8 protein-coding genes are annotated in these 14,254 nt (G+C 57.5%); 6 read left to right on the top strand and 2 right to left on the bottom strand.

The window, feature by feature from the left end; translation table 11 throughout:
- Positions 1-57 precede the first annotated feature (57 nt).
- The 4 genes from ACS5PN_RS17290 to ACS5PN_RS17305 all read left to right on the top strand — a co-directional run bounded on the left by ACS5PN_RS17290 (position 58) and on the right by ACS5PN_RS17305 (position 7,247).
- Positions 58-2,391, top strand: a complete 2,334-nt coding sequence (locus tag ACS5PN_RS17290; RefSeq protein ID WP_439465215.1) for an RHS repeat-associated core domain-containing protein — start codon at positions 58-60, stop codon at positions 2,389-2,391.
- A 74-nt stretch (positions 2,392-2,465) separates the two neighbouring features.
- Entirely contained in the window at positions 2,466-2,957 is a 492-nt protein-coding gene (locus tag ACS5PN_RS17295) for a hypothetical protein (protein ID WP_439465216.1), read from the top strand.
- Positions 2,958-3,088: 131 nt separating this feature from the next.
- Positions 3,089-3,532, top strand: a complete 444-nt coding sequence (locus ACS5PN_RS17300) for a putative glycolipid-binding domain-containing protein (protein ID WP_439465217.1) — start codon at positions 3,089-3,091, stop codon at positions 3,530-3,532.
- A gap of 682 nt (positions 3,533-4,214) precedes the next feature.
- Entirely contained in the window at positions 4,215-7,247 is a 3,033-nt protein-coding gene (locus tag ACS5PN_RS17305; protein ID WP_439465218.1) for a tetratricopeptide repeat protein, read from the top strand.
- A 105-nt stretch (positions 7,248-7,352) separates the two neighbouring features.
- On the opposite strand, the gene ACS5PN_RS17310 is transcribed toward ACS5PN_RS17305, so the two are convergent.
- Positions 7,353-8,558: a S1 family peptidase gene (locus ACS5PN_RS17310; RefSeq protein ID WP_439465219.1), complete on the bottom strand. Its 1,206-nt coding sequence runs from the start codon at positions 8,556-8,558 to the stop codon at positions 7,353-7,355.
- Positions 8,555-9,367 (bottom strand): CHAP domain-containing protein, encoded by an 813-nt coding sequence (locus ACS5PN_RS17315; RefSeq protein WP_439465220.1) that lies wholly within the window; start codon positions 9,365-9,367, stop codon positions 8,555-8,557. The genes ACS5PN_RS17310 and ACS5PN_RS17315 overlap by 4 nt, the downstream gene beginning before the upstream one ends.
- 287 nt (positions 9,368-9,654) lie before the next feature.
- Here ACS5PN_RS17315 and ACS5PN_RS17320 point away from each other — a divergent pair, with 287 nt between their 5' ends.
- Together ACS5PN_RS17320 and ACS5PN_RS17325 are read left to right on the top strand one after the other, a co-directional pair.
- A complete protein-coding gene (locus ACS5PN_RS17320) occupies positions 9,655-11,250 on the top strand; it encodes a hypothetical protein (protein ID WP_439465221.1) in 1,596 nt (531 codons plus the stop codon).
- Between the two features lie 135 nt (positions 11,251-11,385).
- On the top strand, positions 11,386-14,043 hold the full coding sequence (locus ACS5PN_RS17325) for a CHAT domain-containing protein (protein ID WP_439465222.1): 2,658 nt from the start codon (positions 11,386-11,388) through the stop codon (positions 14,041-14,043).
- Positions 14,044-14,254: the final 211 nt, after the last annotated feature.

The raw sequence follows: 14,254 nt of genomic DNA on the forward strand, positions 1-14,254 counted from the left end.
TGTGTGGGCGTTTCAGGAGCCCAGACACTGCCGGCGCCGCCGGTGTCGCCAACGCCGGTGAGCAAGTACGAATATGACGCCAACGGCAACCCGACCAAGCGGGTGGTCGCCCCCAGCACCAAGGCCTATGCCACAAAGGACGAATACGACGCCCTGGGCCGGCGCAAGAAGTCAACCAATGCCAAGAACGGCGTGACGGACCTGGGATATGACCTGCTGGACCAGCTCACTTCCGTCACAGATCCCAAGAGACTGATCACCCAGTACAAGCCCACGGGCCTGGGCGATGTGGAACAGCTGGTCAGTCCGGATACCGGAACGGCCAACGGCACGTTCGATGCAGCCGGGAACGTGAAGACCTCCACCGACGCCCGCGGAGTGCTGGCGACATGGGACTTCGACGAACTCAACAGACCCAAGCAGGTGGTCTACAGCAAAGCAGGAAACGCCAGCCGCACGATCATCTGGACCTACGACCAGACGGGCGCGAGCTTCGGCTACGGCGTGGGACGTCTCACGACGGCCGCGACACCGGATGCCAATACGACGTTCCGCTACGACGCGCTCGGTCATGTGACCATGACAGTGCAAACGGCGAATGGCTATGCGCTCGTCGTCAACTCCGAGTACGACCTGGCAGATCACCTGACCAAGCTGACCTACCCGTCCGGACGCGTCGTGGACTTCGGCTGGGCCAATGGCCAGCCTCAGTCCGTCAAGGTCACCGCTGGCACCACGGCCAAGACGGTGCTCAACCAGATTACCCAGAGCCCCTTCGGTCCTATCAAGAGCTGGGTGTGGCAGTTCGCGGGAACGCCCAAAACTCATACACGGGAGTTCGACACCAATGGCCGCATGGTTAGACACCCGCTGGGCCCCCTGGTCCGCGACCTCACCTACGACGATGCCGACCGCATCAGCCGCTACACCCACTACACCGCTGCCACAGCCGTTGCGGCGCCCGCGTACGACCAAGTTTTCGGCTACGACGAACTCAATCGCCTCACCAGCGTCACAGGCGGCAGCATCAACTACGGCTATACCTACGACGCCAACGGCACGCGGCTGACGACCCAGGCCGGCAGTACGACGCGCACCTTCACCGTCTCCGCTACCAGCAATCGCATAGACAGTCGGACCGATCCGGCGCGCAATTGGGGTTACGACCTCGCGGGCAACACGACCAGCGATATCCAAGCCGGAGCTAGCAGCAATCACACCTCTACCTACGGCCTGGAAGGGCGCTGGGCAGCGATGTCGCAGGGCAGTAGCCTGGGGGCGGTATTCGGCTACGACGCCATGGGGCGACGCGTCACGCGCGGGCAATGGGCGGGCAGCCCCAGCAATCCGAGGACGTACACGCTCTTCGCCTACGACGGCTCGAACCACTTGATCGGCGAGTACACCTCAACGGGAGCACCGATCAGCGAGTACGTCTGGCTCGGTGACATCCCTGTCGCCGTCATCAAGTCTGACGCGACAGCACCAGGCGGTTTTTTGATCTACGCCATCCACACCGATCACTTGGATACGCCGCGGGTTATCGTTGATGCACAGGGTAATGTGCGCTGGCGCTGGATGGGGGAGGCCTTTGGAGCGACACCAGCGGAAGAGCAGCCGACTGCGGGTCTTGCAGCGCTGCAGCAAAACTTGCGGTTTCCCGGCCAGCAGTACGAACCGCTTGGCGGCAGGCACTACAACCATTTCCGGGACTACGACCCGACAGTCGGGCGATACGTCCAAAGTGACCCGATTGGACTGGGCGGCGGCATCAATACGTATGCCTATGTCAGAGGCAATCCGTTGAGCCGTAGTGACTCTCTGGGCTTGCTTGACGTCTTCGTTGGGGGCGCTATGGACGGCACATCGAGAATTGTTGCGAGCTACCAAGAGGCCTACGCGGCCGCCTATGCCGATAGAGCGAGCAGTTATTTCGAGTGGGACCAAGGGAACATGGCTATCGAAGCGATATTGGCCGCAAGACTCAAGAATAAGTGCGAGCCAATAAACATCATCGGACACAGCTACGGTGGTTCGACGGCGGCTTCGATTTCTCGAGCACTGAGAGAAGCCGGAATTGACGTCAACCTGCTTGTCACGGTAGACCCAGTAAGCCGGGTTTGGTCCAGAGGAGCTGGAGCTGCCGGAACCTGGGCCAACGTGAACGCGACACCCAGCTCGTCGAACGGCTTCACGGGTGATGCCTGGGCAGCCTTGGGGGGCAAATGGGGAGACTGGCCGAAGGGCAAAGCAAACCCCTACTACCAAGCGCCGTTCCATCACAACGAGTTCGCCAGCATGCTTGAGTTCGTTCCACCGGGCGGCAAAAGTGCGTTACAGCTGCTGCTCGACGCGAATTCCTCGTCATGCACTTGCCCAGGGAACCAGTAGATATGCGTCGCTTGCTACTGCTTCCAGTGCTTCTTTTGGCGCTGACATCATGTCTAGCCGGCCCAAATGTGCGCGTGTCGACCGTCAGTTTGCTAACAGCAAAGACCGAGGTGGCGGACGATGCGGGCAATGCAATTTATGCCGTTGGCTACTTAAAGACGATATTGACCGCAGACGTTGACCTTGAAGGTCTCGCTGCAGAACATGGCGCGGAGCTTTGGTACGTCGCGGAGACGTGCGAGACGCATGTCAAATTAAGTGCATGGCCATACCTCTTAGCAAATGGCAAGAATGCATACACAGCGCTAGTTGCCTACAAGGATGTCAAGAACGGCTCGTACAACCTAGCGTCGCGTCCTGAAGACATCTGCATGACCGTGGGTATAGGCGGCATGAACCCATTGGCCAACGCTCGGTCGAACGTCATGCGGTATGCGCTTCCAAACGGCCTGACCGACTTGCTGCACTCATACGAATCGGATGGAGGGAGGGTCGACTTGAGGCTCTCTCCTTCGTGTCAAGCGCGAATGTGCCGGCCTACAGTCAAAGCCAAGAAGACGAAATGAGCCTATGACAGCTGGATGGCCTCTACGTCCAAAGTGACCCGATAGGCCTTGACGGAGGTATCAACACGTACGCTTACGTGGGTGGTAACTCACTAAGCAGCATTGCCCCTGCGACTAGCTCCCGACAAGGCTTGCGTTGCACGGGCCGCCAGTGGGACGCGCGCGGCCTGCTGCGCGAGGCCTGGTTGGAAGCGCGCAAGTGCGAGGCCACACATGCGTTGTCGCTGCGAGTGGACGAGGTGGGCCGCTGGTATGACGCTAGTGATCTTCATTTGCTTGACCTGGACGGCTGCGTGGACATCGACATCTGGCCGACTCCGCTGACCGACAGCTTTCCGCTATGGCGCGCCAAGCTGCAGGTTGGGCAGCGTCGCGAGTTCCACATGGCGTCGGTGTCGGCGCCCAAACTCAGTGTGCAGGCCAAGGCGCAGGCTTACACGCGGCTGGCGGACCGGCGTTATTGCTTCGAGCGCCTGGATGAAAGTGGATTCCGTGCAGAGCTGGCGCTAGATCAGGACGGCTTCGTTATTGACTACCCGGGGTTGTTCCGACGGGTGCGGGTTGGCAACACGTAGCGCGCTCAGCTTCCGGAAGCTCGGTGAGGCACATCGAAGAGTCCAAGGCTGGCGAGTTCGCAGAAGCACATCGCGCCGATCACGGGCGACGAATACTCCGTTGCGATGGGGATCGCCCGTTTCTGGCCCGCTCATGGTTCACTTCGGCCCACTAACGGCCCACTAACGGTTCAGTTTGATCCGCTCTCGGCTCAGTTCGACCCGCTGATGAGCTTCGGCTGCACGCTCAATCAGGGCCTAGGGTGAGGAATTCTGCTTAGTGCAGGATAGGCTAGCTGCCAGCGAATGGATGCTAGGTCTCGCGCGCACCGTTTGTTCGCGTCCGCTGCGCGCAGCGCGTAGATTGAGTTGATGTCCGAGCGCAACCTTCGGCTTCATTCGTTCCAGTGAACACGATCTGTCCGTAGCCTGCGGCGAACTTATCTTGAACCCTTCCTGGAACGTGGCGGAAGTTCGAGACCCGTCCTACATTCAACCCTAAGGAATACGGCCTTCAAAAGCAGCGAAGGTGGCAGGAGCGATGTTGAATGCCGCCTAGAACGTCGGCGCACAACACAAGAGTTAGCGCTCATCAGCTGCCATCAAGCACGTTCCTTGGGCCTGAGCCGCTTGTCCGCCTCAAAGGTGTGTGGGCCATTTGAGAGCCGACGGGCGCAGGATTGCTGTCAGGGGAGAAGGAATCATGGATCGATCCAGCCTCAACGGCGCATTGCTTCGGCTTGAACGCGCGTCTTCGCGGGCAAAGGCGAAACTCTGCATCCTCTCGCTATGCCTCCTGCTGCCCTTTAGCTATGGGCATGCCGCGTCAAACGAAGATTTGCAGGAAGCAATTCGGCTCGATGCTGCGGTAGTCCTACTTTATAGGCAGGGTAGGTTCGGCGACGCGATTCAGGAGGCTGAGCAATCGTTGGCGATACGTGAGCGAGTTCTTGACCCAGAGCATCGAGACACCGGCCGCAGTGTTAACAACCTAGCGGCGCTATATCAAGCCACAGCGCAGCATTCGAGGGCGTTGCCGCTATTTCAGCGCGCCGTCGCGATCAGCAAAAAGGCAAATGGGCTCAAGAACGGTGACACCGCCGGAAGTTTGAGCAACTTGGCGGTTGAGTATCGCCTGATCGGCCAATACGCAAAGGCTTTGCCCGTTCTAGAAGAGGCGTTATCCATCAGTGAAGAGGTGAACGGCCCCAACCACGAGAGAACAGGGACGATCGTCAACAACCTCGCGGTTCTCTATGAAGCGATGGGTCAATACGCCAAGGCGGTCTTGCTGCACAAGCGTGCCCTTGAAATTACCGTAAGCCGCAAGGGGATGCTTCATTCAGATACCAGCACTAGCTTGAGCAATCTGGCGGCGGCATATGCATCGATGGAAGACTATGGAAATTCGCTCCCACTGTATGAACAAGCGCTGGAAATTAGCGAGGAAGTCAGCGGCACAAATCATCCGGTCACCGGCTTGTGTCTCAACAATCTCGCGGCGCTATATCGAAGTATGGGGCTTCCAAAAAAATCGATCCCTCTATATGAGAGGGCACTGTCTATCGCTGAGGGAGTCGAGAGCACGGCGGGACAAGGTACAGCGATCGCCTTAGGCAACCTGGGTGGAGCGTATCAGGCGATGCGCCAATACGACACGGCTCTACCCCTGCTCGAGCGGGCTATATCTATTAGCGAGAAAACGTCCGGCGCAGAACACCCTATTACCGCCGTTCACCTGAACAACCTCGCCGTTCTATATCAGGAGATGAGTCAGTTCGGAAAGGCGCTGCCGCTCCTTGAGAGAGCGTTGGAAATCACCGAAAGATCTGTTGGTCCAGAGCATCCAGATATGGGGCGGCGCCTGAATAATATAGCAGGCGTCCACAAGGCAATGGGAAACGATCAGAAAGCGCTTTTGCTATTTCACCGGGCGCTTGTCGTGAGTGCTATGGTTGATTCCTCGGAAATGCGCTGGGTCGTCGCCGCAAATATTGCTGAAATATATTCCACGAGAAATTCCGAGGGAGATCGACGCTCTAAGCCCGAGCTTAGTGCATGGTATGGAAAGCTGGCGGTGAATACATTGCAGTCAACAAGAGGAAGGTTGACCAGCCTCAGCACACAGAATCAGCAAGCGTTTCTCACTTCGAAAGAGCGCTATTACAGCCGGCTATCAGGACTGTTGATTAGTTCTGGCCGGGTCAGCGAGGCATTGGAAGTGCTAAGCATGCTCAAAGAGCAGGACTACTACGACTTCCAGTCGCGCGGTTCCGAGGACGATTCACCTCGTACGCGCGCGAGTTGGAACGAACGCGAGGCGCCTCTCGCCTCAGAGTTTGACGATCTAATGACGCGCTTGGGGGCCGTAGCAGCAGAGTTCAATCCGTTGGAGCAACGGGCCCGCAACCCGAAACTCGCTGAGTTTCTCAGCCCCGCAGAGCGCACGCGCCTAGACGCCCTGCGCACCGAACGCGCCAGTTTGATTGCCGGTTATCAAGCCCTCGCACAGCGGCTCACGAGCGCACTGGCTCCACGTGACGCCGCTCCCGGTGCATTCAATGCGGCAGTCGTCACTGAGCAGTCTCAGCGCCTCCAGCGCGTGGTCACGCACCTACAGCGCAATAGCTCGCGCCCGATAGTTCTCTTGCACTATGTGGTCAATCCCGATCGCATCTGGATAGTCGTACAGCGCGCCCCTCAGGGCATGTCGGCTCCAAGCGATCAGCTCGCCGCGGTGCCAGTAGCAGTGAAGTCTGCTGACCTTCTCAAAGACATAGTTGCCTTTCGTCTTGCCCTTCAAAGCCCACGAGGCGAGCCGCTCGCATCCGCCAAAACGCTGCACAAAGTGCTCATTGCACCGATCAGAAACCGGCTGCCGGAAAACGCCGTTCTGATGCTTGCGCTGACGGGGGCGCTCCGTTATGTGCCCTTTGCTGCGCTTCACGATGGGGAGCACTACCTAGTTGAGCGCCACGCTACGGCGCAACTCAACGACGCCGCCCTGCAAAACCTGGAGCGCGACGTGGCGGAAATATGGAAGCTTGTGGGTTTTGGAATGACGCAGGCGACGGGCGGCTTCAAAGCCCTGCCAGCCGTTCGTGAGGAGCTGGAAGGCAGTCTGCAAGCGCTCAAGGGGCAGGGCACGACTTGGTTCGACGCAGAGTTCACCGAAGTCCGCCTGAATGCAGCGCTAGCGCTGCCCCAGCCGGTCCTCCATCTCGCAAGTCATTTCAAACTTGAACCCGGTGTGTCGCAGAACTCGTTCCTACTGTTGGGCGATGGCCAGCATTGGTCGCTGGACAAGGCGCGCCAGCAGAGCTTTAAAGGGATTGATCTGCTGGTGCTGTCGGCGTGCGAGACGGCCAAGCCCGGAGGTTGGGACGCAGAAGGTAAAGAGGTAGAAAGCTTTGGGATGCTAGCCCAGCTGCAGGGCGCCAACGCAGTGCTTGCCTCGCTATGGAAAGTCGCAGACCCGAGTACGGCGCAGTTGATGCAAGGGTTCTACCGAGTGCGTCAGAGCACGGCACAGATCAGCAAAGCTGAGGCGTTGCGGAAAGTACAACTAGCAATGCTTGGACGCCCCGTGCAACGCGGTACTCCTACCCTTCCTAGCCGTGGCGCGAGTCGTGCGGACTCAGGGCCTCAAAGGTCAGGCGCCAAGAGCGGCTCGGAGGTCCCTTTCGCGCACCCGTACTACTGGGCACCGTTTGTGTTGATGGGGAATTGGCTCTAGCAGCTGGAACTTTGAAGGATAGGCGTCTAAGTTGCCAGGCCTGCACTGGTAACCGGCAGTGGCATTCATGCCGGTTGAGCGATCTGCATTACGCGTTAGGTCGCATCACTGCCGAACCTGAGTCAGATTCGCCTCAGCATCGATCCATGATCTCCGCTGGTCAACACCAGGAAACAGGAAAAACCTTAGCTCCAAGGACAGTCGATCGCTGCTGAACTTGAAGCAGCTTCCATCGCTTTCAGTCTCACAAGCTCGATCGGGAATTGGTCCTTGAGGAGGGTTATGGCTGGCAACCAGGAGCCGGGGAGCCGAACCTTCGAATGCATACCCGGGGCTAGCACGGTACTGTCGGCGAACTTCGACACGTCTAACAACGGAGCCGCCCGCCCGCAGGACTTCGATTACGGCTTGCGCTGGCGAGCTCACCTGCCTTAAGTGACCTTGCTTATCGATTACAAAAGTTGGCAGTGCCGGATCCGCGCGGAGGCCTTGTTCAGTGATGGAGATCCCAAAAGTTGTTCGAACCAGTTGCCCCGGCTCTTCTCCCCTCTCAACAGGACGCGTAAGAAATGGCTGCAACCCCCCAGATTGTGAGGTGAATGCGACAAGGTCGAGTTCTCCCTTAGGAATTGCCGAGAGTGGAAGAACTCTCGCCCGGTTCTGAATCAAACGATCACGGTCATCAGGGTCGACCGGGCGGCTTAGAAACATGGCGACAACTGTGCCGTCGGCCAAGATGACGGGGCTACCGCTGCGCCCTTGGTTAAAGCCCTCACCTGTCAATGCCCAGCCGACCTTATCGTCCAAGGCGGTAGAGGAGATCTCTGCAAACGTGTTGTAGCTATCGATCTGCCCCGGATGAAAGCCTGCGAGCAGGATGCACTTGTTCTTGTACTGTTTCAGCTCGCCCCGCTTCGCAGTAAGTAGGAACTGACGAGCACTCGGCAGCGGTTTGCTAGGACGCAATGCGACAACGTCCAATGTGCTCCGTCCGACAACCTCTGCATCCACTGGCTCGCTTAGTTCGCTGCCTCCAGCAGTTGTGATCCAGCGCAGCTTCACAGACGTCGTCTGTAGTGGGCATTGCGAGGGAACAACGTGCCCCGCTGTGAGAACTAGGCCCGATTTACTGATTACGAAGCCGGTTCCTTCGCCTGTGCATTCGGCTGTGCCAACAGTAGAGACCTTCACAACCACGTCATCTGCCCACGACCGCAACTCGAGCAATGGATCACTCTTATCGATGACGCAGGCGCCTACCGCGGAGTGCAGTAGGACGGACGAAAGAAAGGCTGCTTGCAGGCGACTCATAGGAAACTTGCTGTTCGAAAGCCCTGCAGTTCCTTGTAGCGTGCAGGAGATTTTTGCGCCAAATACTTTGTTGGCATGGCCTTCTCAAACATCCCGTCGTTACGCGTTTCAACGACGTCCAAAGTGTCGCCCGACTGATTGCCACCCATTACAAGAAAGGGCCGATTTGGGTCTCCGCTGGAGCGAACGAAGAATCCAACGTGTCCCTTCCCAGGCTTGCATCCGTCGACTGTGCCGCCAAGAGCCCATACCGCAATGTCTCCCTCCCGCGGCTGTTTGTCAGAAGGCACTTGCTGCCCAAAACAGCGGAACGACCCCGACGACGCGCTCCTGGTTCCCCGCGCGATTTCGTCGCTGCCAATCTTGCCGTTCTTTGACGTGGCTCGTGCGATGCAGTAGTTAACGAAGGCCGCACACCACGCCGTCGCGTCGCCGTCTTGATCCGGATCCAGGGGGCGCACTTGTGTTGCCTTGAACAGTTCAATGATCACTGGGTTGTACATGCGAGGCCAGCCACGGGCGTAGGGCCGCCCCTCCTCTTTGAATTGCGTTTTACCTCGGCCCAAATCTCGGAAAAAATAGGCGACATCAATTGGACGGCAGTCTTTTGGCGCGGCATCAAGAATGGCGCGAGCGAATTCCCTTCTGGCGTCGCCCGGGTCGGCTGTGCCGAGCTTCACGTTCTCCAAATGAACGCTGAAGAAATCGCTCTCTTTGCAGCTGCCGGCGAGCTCCTTGGGAAGCGGTGGTAGCTCATCTTCGGTCTGAGCTAGGGCCTCATGTGGCAGCACTCCGAAAAGGTTGCCCATTACCGACATTCCGAACAAGCGCCGGGTCGTCATTCAGTGGCCTCGCAATAGGGAAATACGATTTTCATGACAAGACTCCTTAGTCTCTGCGCGCATCAACGGTAGCGGCTACCGCGCCTGGCGACAAGCTTTGGAGAGTTGGTCGCAAGGAGGCGCCATCCACAGTTTTGTGGATGCCCTCGCAGCGAAGGCGGGCTGAAATTGATCAGAGAGCGGGCGCTGTGCGTTGTCTATGTTGCGCAACACCCGCCATCGAACCAATAGCATCGATAGAGAGGGAGATGCTCATGAAGGTCTACACGCTCGTCATTGCTGTCCCTCTCATAGGCTGTGGCGCTGCTCAACCTACGAGCAGTGGTGCTCAGGAGCCTGTTCCGTCTGCGGCGACAATCGCGTCGACGCCGGCCAATTTATCGTTAGCGAATTCAACGCTCAGGCTAAGGACCGTACCTTTGCCTGCTCCTCGAAGCCTTGAGGACAAGTACGTGCAATTGGTGCTGTTTGTGCCGACGGCAGGATCCGTCGAGTCACTCGGCAATCAAGAAAGCTTGCTGCGGGTCGCGTCCGCAAATCTTCTAAAGTTCCTCTGGGACCGAAAGCAAACGCTTACGGTCACAGCTAAGCCGATCAACATGAGATCCGGCTCAGAGCTGCCAACAGTGCAGCTCATGCAGGCGAAGTCTGAGAACAACTCGCCCGTGTCTAAGGATCTGGAACCGATGGTCATCAGTCCGTACACGACGGAGATCGATTCCGACCTAACTTTGAAGATACAGGTGGCGCGCGCGGATTCCGTCAACTCCGGAGTTGCGAGTGTCGCAGCTCACGCATTTCAGCTGGCTTCGTCGCTTGCCTCGGGTGGGGTCCTGTCTCGCATTGCAGGCAAGGACTACTCGGCGCAGGCAAAGAAGATAGATGCTGACATCGACAAGTTGCTGGCATCGGGACGTGTTGATCCGTTTTTAATCGCCATAAATCCCTTCACAACTCAACAGCTCGATGTCGTTGCAAGCAATGGCGCAGATGAGCAGTTCTTGTTCTCTGTGAAGCTCGATGCAAAGGACACGTTGATAGGCAGAGGCTCCGGATCATTAGTTTTTCCAACTGACCCCAGCGACATCACAAAATTCAAAGTCGCTGTCACGCCCGCTGAGTCGACCGTGCGCACCGCCATGACATCGTCCGCGGCATCGATCAATGCTGCTACAGCCGACGCTGCTGCGTTTCAAGTCTTCTGCGCCAATGCCCAGGCTCAACTGGCAGACCTTGGCCTAAATCGCTATGACCGAGCGGCCGTCATGTATGCATACCTGTTGAATTCGACATGGAACCGAAGTGTTTCGGTCCGCCCGGCGTCAGATGATGAAGATCGATGTGTCATAGCCACGAGCGATCTTGCGAGCAAGACCAATCTAAAGCTGAAGTCTCATTCAGAGCTTGAGCGCAAGACGACAGATGATCGCGCCAGCTGGCTCTCAAGAGTCAAACAGCAGCTGTGGTCGTCAGCGCTTCCCCTAGCAATGCAAACGAAGAAAGCTGAAGACTGGGAAAAGGTTCTTGCCGATCCTGTCTCCATAAGTGTGACGGGAAAACCTTTCAAGCTTGTATCGACTGACGAGCCAATTGAGCCAGGTGGTGGCTTCTCTATCTCGAAGGAAGAGGCCGCGTCGGCGCTCGCAGCCTCAGATCTTGCTTTCGTGAAGCGATCATTCTGCTTCGCCCTTGACTCAAGCTCCAAGGCGAGCACGTTCCAGACTAGCTGTCTACAAATGACTTCTGACGCCGCAAAGTCGATGAAGATCGAATTCATGGTCAGCCCGTCCTTTGATCCGGCTGCGAATGCCCCTCCGACCATCTCCGGAGTTCGCTTCATCAACAACTGAACGCGGAGATGGAGGTTCACGAGTCCGGACGGAATGCACTACCGTCGGTGCGCCACCAAGTCTTCGCCGCTAAGCGCATCAGCACCTGCTAACAACATCAGCCTTAGCAGGCGGCGGTGCAGGTCTGGAGGATTCATGACGCTGCCGATTGACCCTTCAACCAGCTTCTGGCGGGCGCATCACCTTGTCTGCCGGCTGATAGTGCTGACGGGCATGCTGGCGTTTCTTGCTAGCTGCAGTTCGCAAGCAATCAGCAGACAAGATAACGTGCAGTGGCTTGGAGACCAGTGCGCCGCGTCGCTGGAAGCCGTCGTTCGAGAGCTGCTATCTGAGGCAGCGGTAGCGAGTGCCCGCGCGGATAAAAGTTCAGCCGACCTGCGCGCTGATGCTTATAACGCAGGTCTTAAGACCAGGTATCAGGAAGCCAGATTGCTCCTGGCGATGGCACTGCGCGAGGATTTGAACCGTAAGCCCGCTCCAGTCCAGTCGGATGTAGTTGAAGACCTATCCGCGATAGCTCGAATCGAGATCTGGCGATCAAAGCTGGGTGAAGCAAGCCATCTTGTGGACTGTGGCCTTAGGCTGTCCAAAGAGGAACAAGGCCCTCAGGTCGCTGGGCTACGAGCCCAAAAGGCCGAGATCGAGATCAGTGTCCGGCACCTTGAGCAAGCCGACTTCCTGCTTTGGCAGGCACTGCAGACTCTGCGTCATCCGGAGGCCAAAGCGGTAGGGAATCTTGTGTATGCGCTCAGTTTGCAAGCCAATCTGCGAATTCTGCAGTTGGAGTCGACCGCGTCAGTCGAGCGTTATGACAGCATCGCGGCAATCTATTTGGAAGCATTGACCGCCTTGGATAGGGACCCGGACTGCCCTGCACTGTGCAACACCCGGGCGATCTTGAAAACCGGCTTGGCCGAGGTGACGCGAGGTCCAAAGGAGCGCCTCGTTGAGGCTCATCGAATTGCCGAATCCGCGCTGCAAGAAAAGCTCAAATTAGTCGGACCCACCAACGACTCTATTGCGACGTCCTTTCAGATCCTGGCGCACATCAACGACCGCCTGGGCGAGCACAACAAATCATTGGTGCTCTACCGTCGCGCGCTTGGCCTCTTGCTGTCCGCAGAGAATGAGCGCCCAGAAGACGCTCAGGCAATTTTGTCCCGAATCGCCGAGATTTCGGAAGACGCAGCGGCATTCTGTGAGCGAGCGCGCGGTCCAGAAGGTGCGACTGAGGCAATCATTCTGTATGCGTTGTCGGTCGAGGCGCGTCAGCGAATGAGAAGAGCCGGAGAGGCGCTATCAGAGCGCTATCAGCGCGACCTCACCGTGGCCATTGAAGGGCCATACCGACGACTAGCCAACCTGCTAGTGCTGGCAGGAAGGCTTCCAGAGGCTGAGCAGGTGCTTAGATTGCTGAAAGAGGAAGAGCTGGCTGTAGTCCTTCGTTCCGGCTCGAGTGATCCAAGCCTCGTCAGTGGCACACATGAGCAGGCAGCAGAGTATTCCAAGCTCGCAGCAAAGTCGCTGAAGCAATGGGAGGACCAAGTACGCCTGCAAGCGAAAAGGGTGTCGGAGAGGTCCGCCAGCGATATCGCTCGGCTTGAAGACCTGCGTCGGATGGAAAACGAGGAAAGAGATGACTTTGCTCGATTCGTCGCCGCTCTTACGCCATCGCCTTCTTCGACGCTCTACGCATGGGTGAATCTGCAATCTTCCCGGCTCGGAAGGGCGACTGTTGAAGATCCAACATCATTCGGCATTCAATTCATCGTAGAAGAGTCAGGCCTGGGAATCGTTGTCGTAAGTAAAGGCCATGCGAAAGGGTTCGTACAACCAAACATCACCGCATCGAGCCTTGGCGATCACGTACGGCGCTTCCGCGCTGCACTTCAATACGGCGGCAATGCCGATGAACTTGCATGCGAGCTTTGGGCTGAACTGATTAAGCCGGTCTTGCCGTTTCTTGAGGAGGCGAAGCCGGACACACTAGTCATCTCGGCTACAGGGGTGCTTCGCTATCTTCCTTTCGCAGCGTTGAAGGATCCTGATGGAATGTATCTGGTTGAACGATACGCAGTAGTGAGCTGGGCGGACGCAGGGGATGGGAGAGCTGGCGCTCCCAGAAGTCCATGGTCAGTTGCCGCCTTGGGCCTCAAAACATCATGGGGAAGGTTCGCTTTGCTCCCCGGAGTCGAGCCCGAACTTCGCGCTATCGTTCGCAAGGACGAAAACCCGCAGGGCCTGATCCCTGGCAACTTTTGGTTCGATGAAGATTTCGACCGCAATCGGTTTGAGAGCGTCCTCGAAGGCGACTACAACATTGTCCATGTGGCAAGTCACTTTAAGTTCAATCCGGGTCATCAGGAGACGTCGGTTCTCGTCATGGGAAAAGTCGGGCAGATGCTCAGCATCAGGGACATGCGTGCGTTCGACTTCAGCAAGGTCGATCTTTTGACCCTATCTGCGTGCGAGACAGCACTTGGTGGTGGAGTCGCCAACGGGTTCGATGTCGAAGGACTATCTGCGGTTGTGCTGCAGAAGCAAGGCAGGCGCGTGATCGCGAGTCTTTGGAAGATTGGAGATGCCAGCGCATCCGCGTTCATGAAGCACTTTTACGCGAAGCTTGCTGCTAACCCGCAGATGTCTTTTGCCAGCGCCCTTCAGAAAACACAGCTTCAGTTCCTAAAGGCGGGAACATTGACATCTGAGTCCAATGAAGCAGATGGAGATCTCATTGGATGGACCGAGCCAAAGTACTGGGCTCCGTTCGTTTTGAGCGGTTCATGGCTGTAGGGAGTAGGCATGGCTTCCATGCGTTGCTATGAAGTAACGAGGCTTTTAAGCTGAATCCGATAGCATCGAATGCATGCCACGTCGTCGCCACCAACGCCCTAGTGAATTCAGGTTTCTTGCCCCGATAGTGGCGGTCGCACCGTTTGTGGCGGTCATCTGGTCCGCAGACCAAGCGATGGCCACCGTTTGCACTCAGCTGCTGCGCGCACCG

The organism is Roseateles sp. NT4, from assembly GCF_051857475.1.
In the GTDB taxonomy this organism is placed as follows: domain Bacteria; phylum Pseudomonadota; class Gammaproteobacteria; order Burkholderiales; family Burkholderiaceae_C; genus Pelomonas.

Excerpts from the sequence above, each read along its gene's own strand:
- ACS5PN_RS17305 (WP_439465218.1), top strand. The coding sequence starts at position 4,215 with ATGGATCGATCCAGCCTCAACGGCGCATTGCTTCGGCTTGAACGCGCG.
- ACS5PN_RS17310 (WP_439465219.1), bottom strand. The coding sequence starts at position 8,558 with ATGAGTCGCCTGCAAGCAGCCTTTCTTTCGTCCGTCCTACTGCACTCC.
- ACS5PN_RS17315 (WP_439465220.1), bottom strand. The coding sequence starts at position 9,367 with ATGGGCAACCTTTTCGGAGTGCTGCCACATGAGGCCCTAGCTCAGACC.
- ACS5PN_RS17320 (WP_439465221.1), top strand. The coding sequence starts at position 9,655 with ATGAAGGTCTACACGCTCGTCATTGCTGTCCCTCTCATAGGCTGTGGC.
- ACS5PN_RS17325 (WP_439465222.1), top strand. The coding sequence starts at position 11,386 with ATGACGCTGCCGATTGACCCTTCAACCAGCTTCTGGCGGGCGCATCAC.